The sequence below is a fragment of the Arcobacter lacus genome (assembly GCF_003063295.1).
Lineage (GTDB): Bacteria > Campylobacterota > Campylobacteria > Campylobacterales > Arcobacteraceae > Aliarcobacter > Aliarcobacter lacus.
The window spans coordinates 18109-39495 of sequence record NZ_MUXF01000014.1 but is presented as its reverse complement, the minus strand read 5'-3'; the positions used below and the strand labels follow the sequence as shown (position 1 = coordinate 39495).

Sequence of the window (21387 nt, the reverse complement as noted above, 5' to 3'; positions counted from 1 at the left end):
TAAAAATGTTAAATTTTACAAAATTTGAAAGAGTAAATCCTGAAAAAAGAGATGTACTTCAAAGATTAAAAGATTATAAAGAAGTTTATCAAGTATTTACAAAACATAGAGCAATAGAGCAAGCAGATAGATGTATGCAATGTGGAGATCCATATTGTCATACAGGTTGTCCTTTAGGAAACTATATTCCAGCTTGGTTAAAACAAACAGCAACAAAAAATCCAGAGCTTGCTTTTGCTTTATCAAATCAAACATCTCCTTTCCCTGAGATTTTAGGAAGAATTTGTCCTCAAGATGTATTATGTGAGGGAGCATGTTCTTTAAATACTGGACATGGTGCTATTTCTATTGGAGCAATTGAAACTTATATTAGTGAAAATGCTTTTGAAAAAGGTATTAAACCTGAGTTTAAAGCAGAAAAAAATGGTAAAAAAGTTGCGATTATTGGTTCTGGACCTTCTGGAATTTCAGCAGCAACTTTTCTTCTTAGACGTGGTTTTGAAGTTGAAATGTTCGAAAGAGCAAATAGAGCTGGAGGACTACTTATGTATGGAATTCCAGGATTTAAACTAAATAAAGAAACAGTAACAAGAAGAATAAATTGGTTAATAGAAGCTGGAATGAAACTTCATTTAAACTGTGAAATTGGAAAAGATAAAAAAGTTTCAGATTTAGAAGAAGAGTTTGATGCAATTTATTTAGGAATTGGAGCAACTTCTAGTAATAAAGTTAATATTGAAGGTGAAAATGCTTCAAATGTTCATTTTGCGATAGATTTTTTAACAGGTATTCAAAAAAGAAATCTTGGTGATAAAAATGTTGAATGTATAAATGTTGAAGACAAAAGAGTTGTTGTAATTGGTGGTGGAGATACTGCTATGGATTGTGTTAGAACTTCTGTTAGAGAAGGTGCTCAAACTGTAAAATGTCTTTACAGAAGAGATGAAGTAAATATGCCAGGAAGTAAAAAAGAAGTTGTAAATGCAAAAGAAGAGGGTGTTGAGTTTGTATTTAATGTAAGCCCAAAATCTATAAAAGTAAAAGATAATAGTGCTTTTGCAGTTGAATTACTTGAAACTTCTATGAGCGAACCAGATGGTAGTGGAAGACAAAAAGTAGTTGTAAATCAAGGAAGTGAGTATTTAGAAGAAGCTGATGTTGTAATCTTAGCATTAGGTTTTTCTCCAGAAACTCCAACTTTCTTAAAAGAACTAAATGTTGAAACAAACTCTTGGGGTGCAGTTGTTGTAAATAGTGAATTTAAAACTTCAAATAAAAAAGTTTATGCTGGTGGAGATTGTCAAAGAGGCGCTCATTTAGCAGTAACTGCTGCGGCTGATGGAAGAGAAGCTGCAAAAGCTATAATAAAAGATTTATTATAAAAATGGAAATTACAGCCAAATATAAAGAAGATTTTATAAAGGCTGTAATTTTAGCAAATAAAGAAATTTCTACATATCTAGATAAAAAAATAACTTTAGATGACTATGAATACACAAATATCAATGGTTTTGGTGGAGATAATTCTTTAAAAATTGATTTGTTACTTGAACAAATTTTTATAAAATACCTTTTGGAATTTGGAAATATATATTCAGAAGAATGTGGTTTTATAGATAATAGCAAAAAAACTACGATAATAATTGATCCTCTTGATGGAAGTAATAATTTTTACTCAAACTTACCATATTATGGAACATCTGTTGCTTTAAAAATTGATGAAAAAATTGTTGCTGGATTTGTAACAAATTTAGTTACAAAAACTGTTATATATAAAGCTTTTGAAAATGAAGTTAAATACTATTCTTTGATAAATATGAAAGAATTTGTACCATTGAAAACAAATAAAAGCAAAATAGCAATTTTTGAAAGAGCTTATAAATATCCAAAAATTTGTGAAAAATTGTATCAAAATAATATTAAGTTTAGAATTTTAGGTGCAGTTGCTTTATCTTTGAGTAATACAAGAGATTACGAATTTGTATTATTTGCAGGAAATATCAGAGAATTTGATGTGGAAGCAGCTTTATATATTTGCTCAGATTTGTATATTTATAGAACAAAAGAGTACTTATTTATATCAAAATATAAAGAAAAATATGATTTATTTAAAGAGATAATTAATCATTTTTAGGTTATAACTCCAACAATATATATTAAAAATAGGAAGAAATTGTATGTCTTTAATGATTACTGATGAATGTATTGCATGTGATGCATGTAGAGAAGAGTGCCCAAATTATGCTATTGAAGAGGGTGATCCAATTTATATGATTGATCCTGATCGCTGTACGGAGTGTGTGGGACATTATGAAGAACCACAATGTGTTGAAGTTTGTCCTGTTGACTGTATTATTATTGATCCAGATAATGAAGAGACTATGGAAGAATTAAAATTCAAATATGAACAATTAATAGAAGAAGAAAATTAATGTCTAAAGTAACAACAATCATTGACATTGGCTCAAATTCAATGAGAATGGTTGTATTACAAAAGAGTAGTAGATTTGCATTTAGTTTAATAAATGAAACTAAAAGTAGGGTTAAAATTTCTGAAGGTTGTTATGAAAATGATGGCAATCTTCAAGAAATTCCTATGCAAAGAGCCTATGAATCTTTAAAATCTTTTTTAAATATATCTAATGCTTTAAAATCAAGAAAAATTATTTGTGTTGCAACATCAGCTTTAAGAGATGCTCCAAATTCAAAAACTTTTATAAATAAAGTTAGGAATGATTTGGGATTAAATATAAAAGTAATCGATGGTGAAAAAGAAGCGTACTTTGGTGGAGTTGCTGCTTCTAATTTATTACATGATGATACTTTTGTAACAGTTGATATTGGTGGTGGTTCAACAGAATTTTGTTTTGTAAAAAATGGAAAGATAGAAAAATCAATATCATTAAACATTGGAACGGTTAGAATAAAAGAGTTATATTTTAATAAAAACAATATTGATGGTGCAAAAAAATATATTTTAGATAACTTAAAAAAGATTTTTGAATTAGAGATTGAAATTCCTAAAAAAGTTGTTGGTATTGGTGGAAGTATTAGAGCTTTATCAAAACTTATTATGGTTAAAAATGAATATCCTTTAGATATTTTACATGGGTTTACATATAAAGTAGAAGATGAGATTTTTTTATTAAATAGAATTTCTAAAGCAAAAAATTGTGAAGACTTAAAATCATTTGGAATAAAAAAAGATAGATTTGATACAATAAAAGAGGGTTCATTTATTTTTAAAACTATTTTAGAGGAGTTAAAAACTCAAACGGTTGTAACTTCTGGAGTAGGTGTTAGAGAAGGTGTTTATCTAACAGACTTACTTAGAAACTCTAATCATAAATTTCCACACAATTTTAATGTAAGCGTAAAAAGCCTTCTTGATAGGTTTCAAATCGATGAAAAACAAAGTGCATATTTTGGAAATAATGCTAAAAAAATATTTGATAGTTTAAAACCTTTTCATAAATTAGATAATAAATATAAAGAACTTTTGGTAGTTGCTTCTAAACTAAACTCTATTGGGTCAGTTTTAAATTTTTATAAATCAAATGATAATGCTTTTGATTTTATTTTAAATGGTTTAAATTATGATTTTTTACATACTTCAAGAGTAATTGTTGCTTATACAATCAAATTCTCAAAAAAATCTTTACCTTCACAAGAAGATATTTTAAAACACAAAGATCTTCTACCTTCACTTGAAGTAGTACAATGGATGTCTTTTATGATCTCTTTGAATATTGCAATAAATCAAGATTTTTCAAGACCTAAAGTAGAATATGTTTTAGAAAACAAAACTTTAAAAATAAATTTACCAAATAAATCATTTTTAATTGAATCAAATATTGATAAAATAGAAACACCACAAGATTTAATTTTAGAGATTTTATGATGAAACGAATAGCTATAATTAAGCTATCGGCAATGGGTGATATAATCCATGCTATGGTAGCTTTACAATATATAAAAAAACAATATCCAAATTTGCAAATTGATTGGTTTGTTGAAAGTGCTTTTGCTGGAGTTTTAGAAAATAATCCTGATATAAATGAAATTATTAAATTAGATTTAAAAAGTATAAAAAAAGATAAAAAAGAGATAATAAATCAAATAAAACTTATAAAAAAATATAAAAAGAACTCTTATGATTTAGTAATTGACGCACAAGGGCTTATAAAATCTGCAATAGTATCATTTTTTTTAGGAAAAAATAGAGTAGGATTTAGTAAAAATTCAACTCGAGAAAAATTAGCTTCATTTTTTTATACAAAAAAAGTTGATATTGCTTATGATAAAAATGCAATAGAAAGAAATGTAAAAGTTTTAAGTCAAGCTTTGAATTTTGAGATTACAAAAGATGATATTTTAAATAAAAAACCATTTTTATTTTATAAAAACGAAAATGAAGTTATATATAAGTATTTAAGTAAAGATAAAAAAAATGTACTATTTGTAATAGGCGCAAGCTGGCCAAGTAAAATGTACTCTAAAGAAAAGTTTGCTAAAATAATTAATAATTTAGATGAAAATTGTTTGATTACTTGGGGAAATGAAGCTGAAAAAGATATAGCTGATTTTATAGCAAATATTTCAAAAGCAAAAGTTTTACCAAAGTTAGATTTAAATAGTTTAAAAGCAATAATGAGTAAAGTTGATTTAATAATAGGAAATGATACTGGACCCACGCATATGGCTTGGGCTTTAAATATTCCTTCAATTACTCTTTTTGGAAATACTCCAGGATACAGAAATACTTATATAACAAATATGAATAAAATAATTGAATCAAAAAGTATTGTTAATCCTTTTAAACTTGATAGAAACGATTTTTCAATAAAAGAAATAAATGAAAATGAAATTATAAATATGGCAAAAGGGCTTTTAAATGTATAGAAAAATTAAAGATTATTTTAGACTTTTTTTATATAAAACTTTTATATTTTTATTTCTTATAACTCCTAGATTTTTAATAAAAAAATTTTTAGAGCTTTTGGCATTTTTAGCATATAAATTTAACAAAAAACATAAAAGTATTGCAAAAGCAAATCTTGATTTAGTTTATAAAAATACAATTAGTGAAGAAAGAAAAGAAGAGATAATTTATAACTCTTATAAGTCATTGGTTTTTAATATGCATGAATTTATTGAAAACCAAAAACTTACAAAAGATGAAATATTAGGAAAAGCAAATATAATAAATGGGGAAATTATAGAAAAAGCTCTAAAAGAGAATAGAAAAATTATTTATATTTCTGCTCATTATGGAGGTTGGGAATTAACTGTTCCTTATATTGCTTTAAAATTTGGAAAAGTTGCTATAGTAAATAGAAAAATGGATAATCCTCATATTCAAAAACTTTACGAAGAAGCTAGAACTAAAAATAATGTTACGATGCTTGAAAAACAAAGTGCTGCAAAAGGAATGATAAAAGCTTTTAAAGAAAATAAAACAGTTTGTGTTGTAATAGACCAATACCTAAGAAGTGGAGTAGATATAAATTTTCTTGATCAAAAGACAAGAGCTACAGATTCTACTTCAAGATTAGCTTTGAAATTTGATGCAATCATTATTCCTATTTTTACTCTTTGTAATGACTTTCGAAGTTGGACTATTGAAGTTAAAGAACCAATTGATGTTAAAACAATTGAATTTAAGAGTGATAATGAAATTGAGGAATTAACTCAAATACAAAATGATGTTTTAACTAAGCAAATATTTGAAAAACCAGATTTTTGGTTGTGGCAACATAAAAGATTTAAAAAATATCATAATGAGATTTATAAAAAGGAAAAGAATTGAATTTAGAAGAGTTTATAAAAAAAGAAGCACTTCTAAATAAAAGTGATATTTTTAGTTTTGATTTTGAAGGTAAAAAATATTGGCTAAAAAAAGCAAGAGCTACAAAAACAAACAAAATTCAAAAATTCTTTTATAATATATTTTCTTTTGAGTTATTAATTCCCTCTTTAGAAAAAACTCCAAAAGATGCTTTAGTATTTGAAACTACAAAAATAGAAAAGTTTAAAAAGCTAGGAATAAATGTTCCAAATATTGTTTATAAGAGTGAAGATTTTTTTGTATTAGAAGACTGTGGACGAAGTGTGAATAGATATTTTAAAAATAGAAATTTAAAAGAGGATGAATTTCTTATTTTTGTAGATAAATTACTAGTAGAATTGGCAAAAATTCATAATTCTGAAGACTTTCATGGTGGAGCACAAATACGAAATTTTATATATAAAGATGAAAAAGTTTTTGCTATAGATTTTGAAGAGAGTTTTGAGGTAAATACCACTTTAGAAACTTTACAATTTAGAGATTTTTTACTTTTTCTTCTTTCTTTTACAAAATTAAAAAAATTAAGTTTTGAAGTAAATTATAATTATATAATTGATAAATATATTGAACTTACAAATAATAAAAATGTAATATACAAATTAAAGAATATTGGGAAAAGATTAAAATTTTTTATATATCTTTCTCAGAAGTCTTTTCTAAAAAAGTTTTTAGGTAGTGATGTTATAAACTTTTTTAAACTTCTTAAAATCTTAAATTCTTTGGAAAAATAAAATGAATAATAAACCAAAATATCATATATTTAAAAATACTAAATATGCAGTAGAAGGCTTGTTTCATGCCTTAAAAACTGAAAGTTCATTTAGATTGGAACTTTTATGTGCAATATTTATTGTTGCTGGAATTTTTTATATTGATACAAGTGTAACAAATAAGTTAATACTAATAGTTACAGGAATTTTAGTCTTAATTATTGAATTAGTAAATTCAGCAATTGAAAATGTAGTTGATCTTGTTACAAAAGAGATTCATCCACTTGCAAAAAATGCAAAAGATATAGGTTCTACAGCTGTTATGTTTTCTATCCTCTTACATTGTAGTTGTTGGATAGTAATTATTTTATTTTAAAAGAGGAATTTATATGAATTTAATATCTTTATCTCAGACATTAAATCTATTGAAAAAATTATTTCTTATTCATGTTATATTTTTGTGTTTTATGTCAATTTTTAGATTGGTTTTTTTCTTATATTATTCAGAATTAGATAGTTTTAATTCTTTTTTATTTGATATCATCAAAGCATTCTTTTTAGGATTTAGGGTTGATTTAACTGTTATTGGATTTATTCAAGTTATTCCAACTTTAGCTTTAATTTTTCTTTATTATCTAAAAAAAGAGAGTTTTTTTAAGTTTTTTAATAGTTTTCTAATTTATTATATTTTTATTTGTTATTTGATTGTAACAATTTTACTTTGTGCTGATTTTGGATTTTATTCTTATTTTAAAGACCATATAAATGTTTTATTTTTTGGCTTATTTGAAGATGATACAGTTGCATTATTAGAGACTTTTTGGGAAAATTATAATGTATTTTCTATTTTAGGAATATTTTTTATATATTTAACAATATTATTTTTTTTAATTAAAAATATTTTTTCAAAAAATAGCAAAGAAATTTCATCTTTTTTTGGTTTAAAGAATCCTTGGTTGATTTTTTTGATACTTCTTGTATTTAATTTTTTAATCATAAGAGGAACTTTAGGAATGTATCCTTTAGGAAAAATGATTCCTAATGTTTCAACAAATGAATATATAAATAAAATAAGTCAAAATGGAGTTAGAGCATTTATAACTGCTTATGGAATCAGAAAGGATTATAAAGCTAAAAAAGTTGATTATATAAAAGAAACTGGTTTTGAAAATAAAATAGAAGAAGCTTTTGAAATTCATAAAAAGAATCAAAATATTGATAAAACAAATCTTTTAAATAATATTACATATAGTACTAAAAAAGTTGATAATGAAGATTACAATGTTGTCGTTGTTATGGTAGAAAGCTTTGGAATGCCGATATTAAAATATCAAAATGAAGAGTTTAATATTTTAGGGGAACTTAAAAAACATTTTGATGAAGATATCTTATTTACAAATATTATAAGTGAAGGTGATGGTACAATTTCTAGTTTAGAATCATTATTATTAAATATTCCATATAGACCAAATAGTTTTCCATTTTCTCAGTCAGAGTATGCACAAACTAATTTCACTTTTTCACCTGCTTTTTTATATAAAGATAGTGGATATGAAACAACATTTATTTATGGTGGAGATTTAACATGGAGAGATTTAGGAAATTTTGTTAAATTTCAAGGATATAAAAATGTTGAAGGAAAACAAGATATATTTAATTCTTTAGAAATTACAAAATCAAAAGATGAATATTTCCATCCTTGGGGAATTTTTGATGAATATTTATATAAACATATTTTAGAAAAACTTGAAAATAGTAAACAAAAAGAGTTTATAGTAGCTCTTAGCACAAATAATCATCCCCCTTATAATGTACCAAATGATTATATTTCAAAAAATTTGATCTATAGTGAAAATTTAAAAAATCATATTAGTGGTGATTTTAATTTGGCTCAACAACGTTTTAAATCTTATGCATATGCTTTGGATAGTTTGGGAAAATTTTTAGATGAGTTTAAACAAAGTAGATTTAAAGATAATACGATTATTGTGATTACAGCAGACAATAATACAGTTGAAGGGATTATGAAATATGATGATAATCCAACTTTTACTTCAAAAAATATTCCAATATATTTTTATTTACCAAAAAAATTAAAAGATAAAATGAAAACAGTAGATACAACTGTTGCTGGTAGCCAAAAAGATATTTTTCCTACTTTATATAATTTAACTTTAGACAGTAAAAACTATATATCAATAGGTAGTAATTTATTTGATATAATGCTACCACATTATGGATTTAATGGTTCAATGATTGTAAATAATAATTCAAATGCGAAAAAGTTGGATAAACTAAACCAAAAAACAGATGATGAAATGTTAAATTATTATAAAGCAACTTTAGCTGTAACACAATATTTAATAGACAATTCAAGTAAAAAGGATAAATAGTGAAAGGGATAATATTAGCAGGAGGAAGTGGAACAAGATTATATCCAGTAACAAGAAGTATAAGTAAACAATTACTTCCAATATATGATAAACCAATGATTTATTATCCTCTTTCTGTTCTAATGTTAGCTGGAATTAAAGAAATTCTTATTATCTCAACACCTGAAGATTTACCAAGATTTGAAGAACTCTTAGGAAATGGGAGTGATTGGGGAATACAATTAGAATATAAGATTCAACCAAGTCCTGATGGTTTAGCACAAGCCTTTATTTTAGGAGAAGAGTTTATTGGAAATGATAGTGTTTGTTTAATACTTGGCGATAATATTTTTTTTGGACATGGTTTTTCAGATACTTTAAAAGAAGCTTCTAAATTAAAAAATGGGGCATTAATTTTTGGTTATGGAGTAAAAGATCCTCAAAGATTTGGTGTAGTTGAATTTGATAAAAATAAAAATGCTATAAGTATAGAAGAAAAACCAGATAATCCAAAATCAAACTTTGCAGTAACAGGACTGTATTTTTATGATAATGATGTAGTAAGAATAGCTAAGAATGTAAAGCCAAGCCAACGAGGTGAACTAGAAATAACTTCGGTAAATCAAGAATATCTTAAAAAAGGAAAACTTAAAGTTGAACTTCTTGGTCGAGGTTTTGCATGGTTAGATACTGGTACTCATGATAGTTTAATTGATGCTGGACAATTTGTACAAACAATAGAACATAGACAAGGATATAAAATTGCTTGTTTAGAAGAAATAGCTTATAGAAATGGTTGGATAACAAAAGAGAAAATTTTAGAAATTGCAAAACCATTATCTAAAAATGGTTATGGAGAATATTTATATAGTCTTGTAGGAGAGATAAATAGTGTTCAATAATTCAAAAACAATATTAGTAACAGGGTGCGCAGGATTTATTGGTTCAAATTTTGTTCCATATTTTTTAGAAAAATATCATAACTATAATCTCGTAAATTTAGACCTTTTAACTTATGCAGGAGATTTAGAAAATCTAAAAGAGTGTGAAAAAAAGACTAATTATAAATTTATAAAAGGTGATATCTGTAATAGAGAATTAGTTGAATTTATATTTAGTGAATATGATATAAAAGGTGTAATTCATTTTGCAGCAGAATCTCATGTGGATAACTCTATTAAAAATCCGGGAGTATTTGTACAAACAAATGTAAATGGAACATACACTTTGGTTGATGTAGCAAAAAAATATTGGATGGAAAAACCATTTACTTATAAAGAAGAATATAAAGATTGTAGATTTCACCATATCTCAACAGATGAAGTATATGGAACGCTTAGTCTTGACCCAAATGATTTGTTTACCGAGAAAACTTCTTATGCTCCAAATTCTCCATATAGCGCTAGTAAAGCATCATCAGATATGATAGTTCGAGCATATGTAGAAACATTTGGACTAAATGCAGTTATCACAAACTGTTCAAATAATTATGGACCAAAACAACATGATGAAAAACTAATTCCTACAATTATCAGAAATGCTTTAAAAGGAAATCAAATACCAATATATGGAGATGGTAAAAATATAAGAGATTGGTTGTATGTACTTGATCACTGTAAAGGGATAGATTTGGTTTACCATAAGGGACTAAAAGGTGAAACATATAATATTGGTGGAAGAAATGAAAGAACAAATCTACAAATAGTTAATACAATATGTGAAATACTTGATAAAAGAGTTCCAAAAAGTACTTCATATAAAGAGTTAATCACATTTGTAGAAGATAGAGCAGGACATGATAAAAGATATGCAATAGATGCAACAAAGCTTGAAAATGAACTTGGATGGAAAGCGGATGAGAACTTTGATACAGGAATAGTGAAAACTATTAATTGGTACTTAAATAAATATGGAAAATAAAATGATAAATGTAACAAAAACATACTTACCAAACAAAGAAAAATATAAAAAGTATATTGATGAAATATATGAAAATTGTTGGCTTACAAATAATGGACCACTAGTACAAAAGCTTGAAAAAAGACTAGCAGAATATTTAGGTGTGAAAAATATAGTTTTAGTTTCAAATGGAACAGTAGCTCTTGATATTGCGTATAAAGCATTAAATTTAAAAGGTGAGGTTATTACTACTCCATTTTCGTTTGTAGCAACTACAAGTTCTCTTATGACAGGTGGTTTAACTCCAGTATTTGCAGACATAGATGAAAAATCTCTAAATGTAAATCCTGAAAATATTGAAAAACTTATAAATAAAAATACATCAGCTATATTACCTGTTCATGTTTTTGGTAATGCATGTGAAGTAGAAGAAATAGAAAAAATAGCAAATAAAAATAATCTAAAGGTAATTTATGATGCTGCACATGCTTTTGACGTAAATTATAAAAATAAATCAGTTTTAAACTATGGAGATATTTCAACTATTAGTTTTCATGCAACTAAACTTTTTCATACTATTGAAGGTGGTGCTATCATTATAAATGATGATAATCTTTTAGAGAAAGTAAGATGTTTGATAAATTTTGGAATTAAAACTCCTACAGAAATACCATACCTTGGAACGAATGCTAAAATGAATGAATTTGAAGCAGCTATGGGACTTTGTGTTCTTGATGATATAAAAGATATTAAAGAAAAAAGAAAAATTTTAATAGAAAATTATAGAAAAGAGTTAAAAAATCTAGTTCAATTTCAAAAACAAAATGAAAATGCAACAAAAAATTTTAGCTATTTTCCAGTAGTTTTTAAAAGTGAAGAAGAACTTTTAAAAGTTCAAAAAGCTTTAAATGATAAACAAATTTTTCCAAGAAGATATTTTTATCCATCTCTTGATACTCTTGATTACATTGAAATAAAACATAAATCAGAAATATCTCAGAATATAAGTAAGAAAATACTTTGTTTACCTATATATGCTGAATTAACTCAAGATGAACAAAATATTATATTAGATACAATCAAAAATAGTTTATAAAAAGAAGAAATATGAATCTTATTAATAAAATTTGTTATGTTTCAAAAGAGAATCAAAATAAAATTACTCTTTTGATGAATCATCTTTTGGTAGTATATGCTTTTTTAATCCCTATTAGTAATAAGGCAAAAACATCAGTATTCTTTTGTATACTGCTACTGTTTTTATATAGAAGAAATTTTATAGATTATTTTAAAATTGCATTTAAAAATGAGCTTTTAAAGTATTTTATATTATTGTATTTAGTTTTTCTGTTTGGAATGTTTTATACAAGTGATATGGATAGTGCATATGCTTTTATGAATAAAGCAAAGTTTTTAATATATCCTTTAATATTTTTATCTTTTTTAGATATGAGATTTTCTTTTAGAATTTTAAATGCTTTTATATTTGGAGTTTTATTTTCTGAGATAGTTTCTTATTTGATTCATTTTCAAATTATTCCACCTGAACTTTTCATTGGAGAATATAAAGTTTATCAAACTGTTTATACAGATCCAGCTCCATTTTTAAATCATATAAAGCACAATATCGCTTTGGCAATAGTAATATCTGTTTTAATATATAGATTATTAGTTAATGATATAAAAAATATTTATCTAAAAATATTGTCTTTTATTTTTATAACAACTGCTTTTATAAACATGAGTTTAATTGGTGGAAGAACTGGTTATATTGTACTATTTCTTTTAATATTTTTAGTAGTTTTTTTGGTTTATAGGCAAAAAATAAAAAAAGTATTTTTTATTTCTTTGTCAATTATATTAATTATGTTTATGTATATGTATAATTTTTCTGAACAATTTGATAATAGAGTAGAAGCTGCAAAAAATGACATAAAAAGTATGATCAATGAAAAGAATTATGATAGTTCTATTGGACTTAGAATTATTGCTTCTTATTATACAATTGAAGTAATAAAAGATAATTATTTAGTTGGTGTCGGAACTGGTGATGTTATGCAAGAAATTGAAAAATTATCAAAAGATAAAGACCCTTATATTATACAAAGAGTCAAAAGTCCACACAATGTTTATCTACAAGTCTTAGCTCAAGTTGGAATAATAGGTTTTTTTATAATGATGTTAATGTTTTATAAAATATTAACTTATAAAACTTTGGATAAAAAAAGAGATGATATAATTAAGATACTAACTATTGCTACTTTAATATTTATGATACCTGGAAATTTTTTTGAATTTTTTGAATTAACAATGTTTGTTACAATTATAAGTGCTATGATAAATAATTATAAATTTGATGTATTTGTTAAAGAAGTAGATTATAAATCTATATTAAAATATATTTTAGTTATTATAATTTTCTTAATAATAGGAATTACAAAATGAAATCATTAAAAATAGTATACATTACTCGTTCTATAATACCTTCAAAAACAGCAAATAGTGTAAATGTAATTAGAATGTGTTCTGCTTTTGCTTCTTTAGGTCATCAAGTGACACTTCTTGCACCTATTACAAAAAAGCTTGAAGAAAAAGGTGTTGAAGACATTTTTAAATTTTATGGTGTTGAAAATAATTTTGAAATAAAGAAATTATTTTCACCAAATATAAGATTTTTGAAAAGAAAAATATATTCGTATAGATGTCTTAATCAAGTAAAAAAAATAGATCCAGATCTAGTATATGGAAGAGGTGTTATTTCAGCTTTTTATTTAACTCAAAAAGCTGGATATAAGACGTTATTTGAAAGACATAGTAATTATGGAGAAGATAAAAAATCAGAAGAAAAAATATTTAAAAAGTTTATTTCAGAAAATAAAAATAAAGCTAAATTAGTTGCTATTGCTCAAAAATTAAAAGAATTATATTGTAGAGAATATAATATTGAGGAGAATGCAGTGCATGTTGCACCTAGTGCTACTCTTGTAAATGAAGATTTTGATACTATACCAGTTAATTGTGAACAATTTAAAGATAGCTTTAATATTGGATATATAGGTAAAATGACTAAAAATAGGGGATTGGAAATAATTATAAAATTGGCTGAAAACTTTCCTAAAATTATTTTTCATATTATTGGAGGAGATGAAAAAGAGGTAAAATATTGGAAGAATGAATCTAAAAATTTAGAAAATATAATTTTTCATGGTTTTATAAATCCTCAAGATACTTATAAATATAGAAATTTAAGCGATATTTTATTAGCCCCATATATGAATGCAGATAAAAACTTTGAATATATGTCTCCAATAAAGATTTTTGAATATATGGCTTCTAAAACACCAATGATTTGTTCTGATTCAAAAATTATAAGAGAAAGTTTAAATGAAAAATATACAATGTTAGTTGATAATGAAGATATAAATGCTTGGATAAAGGCAGTTGAAAAACTTTATAGTGATAAAGAATTTAGAGAGAATATGGCTAAAAATGCTTATGAATATTGTGTACAAAATTTTACTTATGAAGCTAGATGTAAAAAAATATTGGATTTTATAGAAAAATGATTGAATTAAGAGAGGAATTGTTATTAGGTGATGGAGGAGAGAGACTTGTTTTTATACATCCAAATGATAGTAAAAAAGTTGTAAAAGTTCTTCAACCCCAGATAAAAAAACATAATTTTCAAAATGAATTAGAATTTAAATATTATAATTTTTTAACAAAAAAGAACGTTGATTTTTCGCATATAACGAAATGTTTTGGTTATGTGGATACAAATTTTGGTAAAGGTTTGGTATTTGAAAGAGTTATTAATTTTGATGGAGAAGATTCAAAATTTTTAAGAAATTGTTTACAAGAAAATATTTTTACTAAAGATCAAGAAAAAAGATTGTTAGATGATTTAAAAAAGTATTTAGAAGATAATGAAATTTTATTCATTGATTGTAGCTCTCATAATGTTTTTTGTAAAAAAGTAAGTGCTGATAAATATACTTTGATAATTTATGATGGATTAGGTGCTAGAAGAGATAATATAAAGCTTACTTTATATATGAAAAGTAGATTTTATACAAGATATAAGATAAAAAAGCAGTGGAAACTTTTCATGAAAAATTGTGAAAAAGCAAAGCATTTAGGATTAAGAAAATAGTAAAAGATATTAATTTTTTAAATACCTTTTTCTAAATCTTCTAATTAAATAGTTTGGGTTTAGTTTTTTTGCAAGTTTAGACTTTGAGTTTTTATATTTATTTAGATAGTTCTCTTCATTTTCAATAAAGAATATTTCTATTTTATTTAAATATTTTGTTTTATATGATTCATAATCATCTATATATTTATTTATAAAGTCGTTTTTTTCAAATATAAGTTCATAATAAGACAATAATCTATTAAAAATTAAGCTTTTTAAAAATCTTCTAATTCCTTTGTCTTTTTCTGAATCATAAAACTTTGTGTAAGTTTCTAATATTTTTTTTGTACTTATTATATATTTCTCTGTTTTTTCACCAGTCATAACAGAATTTGGTCTTATTCTATATACATAAGCAAAATTATCTACAAAAGATACTTTTTTTGCATCATAAAATAGAGGTAATAAAGCTTCCGCATCGTCTGAAATAACTCCTGAAGTGTATGCAAAATTTATCTCTTTTAAGTAACTTCTTTTTAATATTTTATCCCAAGGAGTATTAGTAATATTACCTTTTTGTGCTGTTGAAAGATATTCTTTTCCAGTATAAATTTTGTTATTTTCTCTTTTTATAGAAAACTTATTTAAAGAATTATTTTTTAAAATTAAATGGTTAAAGTTTAAAATATCTAAAGATTCTTTTTTTGCAACACTATATAATTCATTTAAGCAGTTTTCATTTGCTAGATAATCATCATTATCTACAAAATATATATATTCACCTTTTGCTATTTGTAAACCATTATTTCTTGCCATTGCTGAACCAGCATTTTTTTGATCAATGATTAGCATATTTGGAAATTTTGTTTTATAAAGATTTAAAATTTCCAAAGAGTTATCACTACTACCATCATTTACACAAATTAATTCTATATTTTCAATGATAGTTTGTTTTAAAATACTTTGTAAACATTCATCAAGATATTCTTCTGCATTGTAAACAGGAACAATTATACTTATAAAAACTTCTTTATTTGACATATTTTAATTCTCTCTTTTTTATTTATATTAATAAATTTAAATATTCAATTTTTTCTCTTTGTGGAGCAAAAATATTTAAAGCTTTTTGATGATTCTCTTTTGCTTTATCTTTTTCTTCCTCAAAGTTATTTACAACGTTTAATAAAATTTCTTGCAAATTTTTAATATTATTTTCTTTTGTTAAGAGAATATGAAATCCTAAATCTTTAAATTCACTTGAAGATGTGTCATCATAAATAATTGGAATAAGTCCAAATCCTAAGCTTTCAATTATTGCATTACTCATTCCTTCTCCTAGACTTGGAAAAATGAAAATATCGCTTTTTTGTAAATACTCTTTTACATTTGAAGTGTAACCTACAAATTCGACATTATCTTTTAAAGAAGAGTTTTTTAAATAGTTCTTCATAGCTTCAAGATAGTCTTTATCTTGAATATCTCCTAAAAACTTTATTGTAAAACTTATATTATTCTCTTTTAGAATTTCACAAGCTTTTATAGCTTCAAATTGTCCTTTACCTTTATGTACTCGTCCAACATGAACCAAATCTACATGGTTATTTAAAGGTTTAAAATCTATATTTTCTTCTAGTTTTAAAGATGAATAAATTCTTTTAACACTTGCTTTTTCGGGAATTGGTAAAATTTCAATTATATTTTTTTTCATATATTCACAATTTCCTACAAAGTAATTTACATTGCTATAAAATAGTTTATGAAAAATATCTTTTTTTGAAGTTGTTTTTTTTGAACCTTGTCTGATTATAAAATTAATATCTAATCCTAAAGTTGCAAAATATAAAGATTTCATCTCAGAAGCACCTAAAAAAATTATATTTTTTATATTACTGTTTTTTAAAATTTCTCGTACATCGAAAATAAGTTTAAAACTAAAATTAGATGAAAATTTTACTATGTGCAGATTTATATCATAGTTTTCAAAATGTTCTTTTCTATTTGCTATATAACTATTATCTCTAGCGATAAATTCTACTTCAACATCTTGGCTTAAAAGTCTTGCAAGTTTTACTGATGCAAGTTCCATTCCTCCATTTACTCTTGATAGACAAATAATAGCTGTTTTTTGTTTCATAATCACCTCTAAAATAGGGATTGTATCTTAATTAAATTAAATTTTCTATATAATATAAGTTATATTAATAGAATAAAGGTTGTCTTTGAAAATTACAGCAAATATTATTACACTAAATGAAGAAAAAAATATAGAAGAAGTTATAAAATCTGTTAAAAGTGTATGTGATGAAGTTTTAGTTGTGGATTCTTTAAGTAGTGATAGAACTTGTGAAATTGCAGAAAGTTTGGGTGCAAAAGTTATAAAACAGGCATATTTAGGAGATGGACCACAAAAGGCATTTGGTGCTCCATATGCAAAAAATGATTGGGTTTTGAGTATTGATGCAGATGAAAGACTTGATTTAAATGCAATAGAAGAGATAAAAAGATTGAATCTAGAAAATAGTTCTTATGATGCTTATTCTTTTGCTAGAAAGACATTTGTCGGAAAGAATTATATTAAACTTTGGTATCCAGATAGAGTAACAAGACTTTACAATCGTAAAAAATGTGGATTTTCAACTGCAAAAGGGCATGCAAAGGTTGAAACAAAAAATGTGTGTGATTTAGAAGCTGATATGTTGCATTATTCATATGATGATTATATTCATATGATAAGAACGACTGAAAAATTCATAAAAAGAGGTGCAATTTTAGCACACGAAGAAGGTAAAAAAGCAACAGTTTTTGATCCAATTATTCATGGTTTGGGAGCTTTATTTAAAGCTTTAATATTAAAAGGCGGAGCATTTCATGGAATTAATGGATGGAATGTGGCAGTGATTTCAGCATATAGTTCATATATGAAGTATGCTATTATGTTGGATATGCAAAGAAATGCAAAATAAAAATATTTTAGAAGTTTGTTTATCCCCTGATTTAGGTGGATTAGAACTTTATATGTGTAATTGCTCAAAAGAATTAGCAAGAGATTTTAATGTAACTTGTGTAATTTCAAATAATTCAAAATTAGAATCCTTTTTAGAAGATTTAAAAGTTATAAAAATAAAAAGAAAAAGTAGTTTTTCTTTAATTTCTTCAATAAAAATAGCAAAAATTATTGATAAAAATAAAATTGATACAATACATATTCATTGGACAAAAGATATTCCAATAATAATTTTTGCAAAATTATTATCAAAAAGAAAACCAAAAATTATTCAAACTAGACATATGACAATGACAAGATTTAAAAATGATTTTTATCATAAGTTTTTGTATAAAAATGTAGATACAATTATTTGTGTGACAAAAGCTTTACAAAATCAAATAGAAAAATTTATTCCTCAAAATATTAGACCAAAAGTAAAAACTTTATATTTAGGGGCAAAAAATCCTAAAGTTTTTACAAAAGAAGAGTTAAATATTTATAAAGAAGAGAAATTAAATTCAAAAAACTCTTTTATTATAGGTTTTGTTGGAAGAATTAATGAATTTAAAGGTCAATATCTTTTGATTGAAGCTATGAAAAAATTAAAGATTAAAAAATTAGACGTAAAGGCTTATTTTGTAGGACATCCTATGAATGAAGAGTATTTGAACTCTTTAAAAGAAAAAGTAAAAAATTATAATCTTGAAAATGAAATACATTTTTTAGGTTTTTCAAAAGAATCAGATAAGTTTATGCAAGCCTGTGATGTGATTGTAGCTGCTTCCAAGAATGAAACATTTGGTTTAGTTGTTATTGAAGCTATGAAAAATCAAACAGCTATTATTGCTTCAAACAGCGGAGGATTTTTAGAAATTATTGATGATAGAATTAATGGATTATTGTTTGAAAACGAAAATATAGAAGATTTAGCATTAAAAATTGAAGAACTTTATAATAATAAAGATTTAAAAGATAATTTAATTTTAGAAGCAAAGAAAAAAGTTGATTTAGAATTTGATAGTGAAATACAATTTAAAAAATTAAAAGAATTTATGAAAGGAAATTAAAGATAATGCTCTTTAATAGTTACGAATTTATATTTATATTTTTGCCAGTAATGTTTGTGGTTTACTTTTATTTGAATAGTAAACGATTAATATTAGGAGCAAAGATATGGTTAGTAGTAGGGAGTTTATTTTTTTATAGTTACTGGAATGTAATATATCTTCCTCTAATTTTACTTTCAATATTTGTAAATTATGGTGTAGGATTAAGTTTAGTAAATCATGAGAAGATAAGAATTTCTTCAAAAACAATACTGAGTTTTGGAATAGTGTTTAATCTAGGATTATTAGGATACTTTAAATATACAGATTTTTTTCTAGATAACTTTAATGGAATATTTGGAACAAATATACCATTGCCACATATAATATTGCCTCTAGGGATTAGCTTCTTTACCTTTACACAAATAGCATTCTTAGTAGATGCATATAAACAAGAAGCAAAAGAGTATAGCTTAATAAATTATATGCTGTTTGTAACATATTTTCCACATTTACTAGCAGGACCAATTTTGCATCATAAAGAGATGATGCCACAATTTGCAAGTAAATATAACTGGGTAAAGAATTATAGAAATATAGCATTAGGATTGTTTATTTTTTCAATAGGATTGTTTAAAAAAGTAGTAATAGCAGATACCTTTGCAATATGGGCAAATGCAGGATTTGATACAGCAACAACTTTAAATTTAATAGAAGCATGGGCAACATCTTTGTCTTATACTTTCCAATTGTACTTTGATTTTTCAGGATATACAGATATGGCAATAGGTATAAGTTTGATGTTTAATATAAAATTACCTATTAACTTTAATTCGCCATATAAAGCATTGTCAATTCAAGACTTTTGGAGAAGATGGCATATGACACTCTCAAGATTTTTAAGAGATTATTTGTATATACCACTAGGAGGGAATAGAAAAGGTAATATTAGAACTTATGTAAATCTAATAACAACATTTCTATTAGGTGGATTATGGCATGGAGCAGGATGGACATTTATAATCTGGGGATTGCTGCATGGAATAGCATTAGCAATACATAGGTTTTGGCAAAGCTTAGGATTTAGAATGAATAAAATCTTGGCATGGTTTATAACATTTAACTTTATAAATATAACATGGATATTTTTTAGAGCAAAAGATTTTGAAAGTGCTTTGAAAGTATTAGGTAGTATGTTCTCTTTTGATAATCTTGTTTTACCAAGCATATTTTTTAAGAAGTTAGCATTTTTAGAAAATTATGGAATTAAGTTTGATGAAGTAACTCGCTCAATAAGTGGAGGAAGTGATCTTTTAAATCTTACTTTAGTCAGTATGATTATTGTTTTTTTCTTTAAAAATTCTATGCAATTAAAAGATAAATTTAAATCAAATATTTTTATATTAGTTTTTACGGTTTTTTTATTTGTTTATTCTATGTTTTCTTTGAACAAATTTAGTGAATTTTTATATTTTAATTTTTAAGGGTAATAATGAATAATAAATTATTTATAAAATTATTTTTTTGTCTTTCATTAATTAGTTCAATTGTATTATTTTATTTGTCTTTCTTAGGGTATTCAAATGATAGATTAGCAAAATATAGTGAAGAGCGAGTAGAACAGTCTAAAAATGAAAAAAGTGAAATTGTATTTGTTGGAGATAGTTCTTTAAAGTATGGTTTAGATGAAAAATATTTTTCAACATTATTAAATAAAAGTGTTTCAAACTTAGCTTTAACTGCTGGTGCTCACAATATTTCTGCAACATTTAATATGATTAGAAATATTATTAAAAGTAATGACAAAATTAAATACATTGTAATAATGCAGAATCCATCAATTTGGCAATATCCTTTTTCTGATGGTGGATATTGTTCAACATTAGATGATTTATCAAATGAAGAAGTAATAGCATATAAATTTTTAGATAATATTAGTTGTTTTAAGTATAAATATATGAATCTCAAATCAATAAAAAAAGCTTTTAAAAAAGAGAAAAAAAGTAGAGATGAAGAAGAAACCTATAAAAATGGTTTACTTAATATTAATGAAGAATTAAATAACAATAAATATATTGATTATGAATTAATAAATTCTTCAAAAAATAAAGAATTTAAAATGCTAGATGATTATTTACAAGATAAAAATGTAAAAGTTTTTTATATTCAAGGTACATTACATTATGATTTATATCAAAAATATTCAAATATTATTGATGAACAGCATAAGATATTAAGAAAATTTAAAAATATAACTTTTATAGAAAAATACCTATATCCTATAAATGAAAATATGGGAAATGCTGAAAACCATGTTTATAGTTCTTATAAATTAGAATCTACAAAGTTCTTTTATGAAATATTGAAAGATTATTTAAAATAGGAGATAAA

The 21387-nt window shown here is 24.6% G+C and carries 21 protein-coding genes; 19 read left to right on the top strand and 2 right to left on the bottom strand.

Going from position 1 to position 21387, the window contains the following annotated elements; translation table 11 throughout:
- The first annotated feature begins 5 nt into the window (after window positions 1-5).
- From B0175_RS07320 to B0175_RS07250, 15 genes are read left to right on the top strand one after another with little or no spacing between them, the layout of a single operon-like run.
- Entirely contained in the window at window positions 6-1382 is a 1377-nt protein-coding gene (locus B0175_RS07320; RefSeq protein WP_046994149.1) for a glutamate synthase subunit beta, read from the top strand.
- Between the two features lie 2 nt (window positions 1383-1384).
- A complete protein-coding gene (locus tag B0175_RS07315) occupies window positions 1385-2134 on the top strand; it encodes an inositol monophosphatase family protein (RefSeq protein ID WP_108527977.1) in 750 nt (249 codons plus the stop codon).
- Between the two features lie 43 nt (window positions 2135-2177).
- The gene (locus B0175_RS07310; RefSeq protein WP_004511204.1) at window positions 2178-2432 is read left to right on the top strand and encodes a YfhL family 4Fe-4S dicluster ferredoxin; all 255 of its coding nucleotides are present in this window, start codon (window positions 2178-2180) and stop codon (window positions 2430-2432) included.
- A complete protein-coding gene (locus B0175_RS07305; RefSeq protein ID WP_108527976.1) occupies window positions 2432-3901 on the top strand; it encodes a Ppx/GppA phosphatase family protein in 1470 nt (489 codons plus the stop codon). The genes B0175_RS07310 and B0175_RS07305 overlap by 1 nt, the downstream gene beginning before the upstream one ends.
- Entirely contained in the window at window positions 3898-4902 is a 1005-nt protein-coding gene (gene waaC, locus B0175_RS07300; protein WP_108527975.1) for a lipopolysaccharide heptosyltransferase I, read from the top strand. Before B0175_RS07305 ends, waaC begins: the two co-directional genes overlap by 4 nt.
- Window positions 4895-5809, top strand: coding sequence for a lipid A biosynthesis lauroyl acyltransferase (locus tag B0175_RS07295; protein ID WP_108527974.1), 915 nt, complete (start codon window positions 4895-4897; stop codon window positions 5807-5809). Before waaC ends, B0175_RS07295 begins: the two co-directional genes overlap by 8 nt.
- Window positions 5806-6579 (top strand): BUD32 family EKC/KEOPS complex subunit, encoded by a 774-nt coding sequence (locus tag B0175_RS07290; protein WP_108527973.1) that lies wholly within the window; start codon window positions 5806-5808, stop codon window positions 6577-6579. Before B0175_RS07295 ends, B0175_RS07290 begins: the two co-directional genes overlap by 4 nt.
- A gap of 1 nt (window position 6580) precedes the next feature.
- Window positions 6581-6934: a diacylglycerol kinase gene (locus B0175_RS07285; RefSeq protein WP_108527972.1), complete on the top strand. Its 354-nt coding sequence runs from the start codon at window positions 6581-6583 to the stop codon at window positions 6932-6934.
- Window positions 6935-6947: 13 nt separating this feature from the next.
- Window positions 6948-8951 (top strand): LTA synthase family protein, encoded by a 2004-nt coding sequence (locus tag B0175_RS07280; protein ID WP_210004309.1) that lies wholly within the window; start codon window positions 6948-6950, stop codon window positions 8949-8951.
- Window positions 8951-9832 carry a glucose-1-phosphate thymidylyltransferase RfbA gene (gene rfbA / locus B0175_RS07275; RefSeq protein ID WP_108527971.1) on the top strand — a complete coding sequence of 294 codons (882 nt, stop codon included), beginning with the start codon at window positions 8951-8953 and terminating at the stop codon, window positions 9830-9832. The genes B0175_RS07280 and rfbA overlap by 1 nt, the downstream gene beginning before the upstream one ends.
- Entirely contained in the window at window positions 9822-10850 is a 1029-nt protein-coding gene (gene rfbB / locus B0175_RS07270; protein WP_108527970.1) for a dTDP-glucose 4,6-dehydratase, read from the top strand. The genes rfbA and rfbB overlap by 11 nt, the downstream gene beginning before the upstream one ends.
- 1 nt (window position 10851) lies before the next feature.
- Window positions 10852-11925: a DegT/DnrJ/EryC1/StrS family aminotransferase gene (locus B0175_RS07265; protein WP_108528009.1), complete on the top strand. Its 1074-nt coding sequence runs from the start codon at window positions 10852-10854 to the stop codon at window positions 11923-11925.
- 11 nt (window positions 11926-11936) lie between these two features.
- A complete protein-coding gene (locus B0175_RS07260) occupies window positions 11937-13274 on the top strand; it encodes an O-antigen ligase family protein (protein ID WP_108527969.1) in 1338 nt (445 codons plus the stop codon).
- The gene (locus B0175_RS07255) at window positions 13271-14395 is read left to right on the top strand and encodes a glycosyltransferase family 4 protein (RefSeq protein ID WP_108527968.1); all 1125 of its coding nucleotides are present in this window, start codon (window positions 13271-13273) and stop codon (window positions 14393-14395) included. The genes B0175_RS07260 and B0175_RS07255 overlap by 4 nt, the downstream gene beginning before the upstream one ends.
- Window positions 14392-14982, top strand: a complete 591-nt coding sequence (locus tag B0175_RS07250) for a YrbL family protein (RefSeq protein WP_108527967.1) — start codon at window positions 14392-14394, stop codon at window positions 14980-14982. The genes B0175_RS07255 and B0175_RS07250 overlap by 4 nt, the downstream gene beginning before the upstream one ends.
- Window positions 14983-14991: 9 nt before the next feature.
- On the opposite strand, the gene B0175_RS07245 is transcribed toward B0175_RS07250, so the two are convergent.
- The gene (locus tag B0175_RS07245; protein ID WP_108527966.1) at window positions 14992-16005 is read right to left on the bottom strand and encodes a glycosyltransferase; all 1014 of its coding nucleotides are present in this window, start codon (window positions 16003-16005) and stop codon (window positions 14992-14994) included.
- A 22-nt stretch (window positions 16006-16027) separates the two neighbouring features.
- Window positions 16028-17098, bottom strand: coding sequence for a glycosyltransferase (locus B0175_RS07240; protein ID WP_108527965.1), 1071 nt, complete (start codon window positions 17096-17098; stop codon window positions 16028-16030).
- A gap of 85 nt (window positions 17099-17183) precedes the next feature.
- Here B0175_RS07240 and B0175_RS07235 point away from each other — a divergent pair, with 85 nt between their 5' ends.
- Genes B0175_RS07235 through B0175_RS07220 form a run of 4 tightly spaced genes read left to right on the top strand, consistent with a single transcriptional unit; the run spans window position 17184 to window position 21379 of the window.
- Window positions 17184-17927, top strand: a complete 744-nt coding sequence (locus B0175_RS07235) for a glycosyltransferase family 2 protein (protein WP_210004307.1) — start codon at window positions 17184-17186, stop codon at window positions 17925-17927.
- Window positions 17917-19017, top strand: coding sequence for a glycosyltransferase family 4 protein (locus tag B0175_RS07230; RefSeq protein ID WP_210004306.1), 1101 nt, complete (start codon window positions 17917-17919; stop codon window positions 19015-19017). Before B0175_RS07235 ends, B0175_RS07230 begins: the two co-directional genes overlap by 11 nt.
- A 5-nt stretch (window positions 19018-19022) precedes the next feature.
- Window positions 19023-20480, top strand: coding sequence for an MBOAT family O-acyltransferase (locus B0175_RS07225; protein ID WP_108527962.1), 1458 nt, complete (start codon window positions 19023-19025; stop codon window positions 20478-20480).
- 8 nt (window positions 20481-20488) lie between these two features.
- A complete protein-coding gene (locus tag B0175_RS07220) occupies window positions 20489-21379 on the top strand; it encodes a hypothetical protein (protein WP_108527961.1) in 891 nt (296 codons plus the stop codon).
- The last annotated feature ends 8 nt before the right edge of the window (window positions 21380-21387 follow it).

Bases quoted from the DNA above. Each gene is read 5' to 3' on its own strand.
- B0175_RS07220 (WP_108527961.1), top strand. From the start codon at position 20,489: ATGAATAATAAATTATTTATAAAATTATTTTTTTGTCTTTCATTAATT.
- B0175_RS07225 (WP_108527962.1), top strand. From the start codon at position 19,023: ATGCTCTTTAATAGTTACGAATTTATATTTATATTTTTGCCAGTAATG.
- B0175_RS07230 (WP_210004306.1), top strand. From the start codon at position 17,917: ATGCAAAATAAAAATATTTTAGAAGTTTGTTTATCCCCTGATTTAGGT.
- B0175_RS07285 (WP_108527972.1), top strand. From the start codon at position 6,581: ATGAATAATAAACCAAAATATCATATATTTAAAAATACTAAATATGCA.
- B0175_RS07295 (WP_108527974.1), top strand. From the start codon at position 4,895: ATGTATAGAAAAATTAAAGATTATTTTAGACTTTTTTTATATAAAACT.
- B0175_RS07260 (WP_108527969.1), top strand. From the start codon at position 11,937: ATGAATCTTATTAATAAAATTTGTTATGTTTCAAAAGAGAATCAAAAT.
- B0175_RS07305 (WP_108527976.1), top strand. From the start codon at position 2,432: ATGTCTAAAGTAACAACAATCATTGACATTGGCTCAAATTCAATGAGA.
- B0175_RS07240 (WP_108527965.1), bottom strand. From the start codon at position 17,098: ATGAAACAAAAAACAGCTATTATTTGTCTATCAAGAGTAAATGGAGGA.
- B0175_RS07280 (WP_210004309.1), top strand. From the start codon at position 6,948: ATGAATTTAATATCTTTATCTCAGACATTAAATCTATTGAAAAAATTA.
- B0175_RS07315 (WP_108527977.1), top strand. From the start codon at position 1,385: ATGGAAATTACAGCCAAATATAAAGAAGATTTTATAAAGGCTGTAATT.
- B0175_RS07320 (WP_046994149.1), top strand. From the start codon at position 6: ATGTTAAATTTTACAAAATTTGAAAGAGTAAATCCTGAAAAAAGAGAT.
- B0175_RS07255 (WP_108527968.1), top strand. From the start codon at position 13,271: ATGAAATCATTAAAAATAGTATACATTACTCGTTCTATAATACCTTCA.
- B0175_RS07310 (WP_004511204.1), top strand. From the start codon at position 2,178: ATGTCTTTAATGATTACTGATGAATGTATTGCATGTGATGCATGTAGA.
- B0175_RS07250 (WP_108527967.1), top strand. From the start codon at position 14,392: ATGATTGAATTAAGAGAGGAATTGTTATTAGGTGATGGAGGAGAGAGA.
- waaC (WP_108527975.1), top strand. From the start codon at position 3,898: ATGATGAAACGAATAGCTATAATTAAGCTATCGGCAATGGGTGATATA.
- B0175_RS07245 (WP_108527966.1), bottom strand. From the start codon at position 16,005: ATGTCAAATAAAGAAGTTTTTATAAGTATAATTGTTCCTGTTTACAAT.
- B0175_RS07265 (WP_108528009.1), top strand. From the start codon at position 10,852: ATGATAAATGTAACAAAAACATACTTACCAAACAAAGAAAAATATAAA.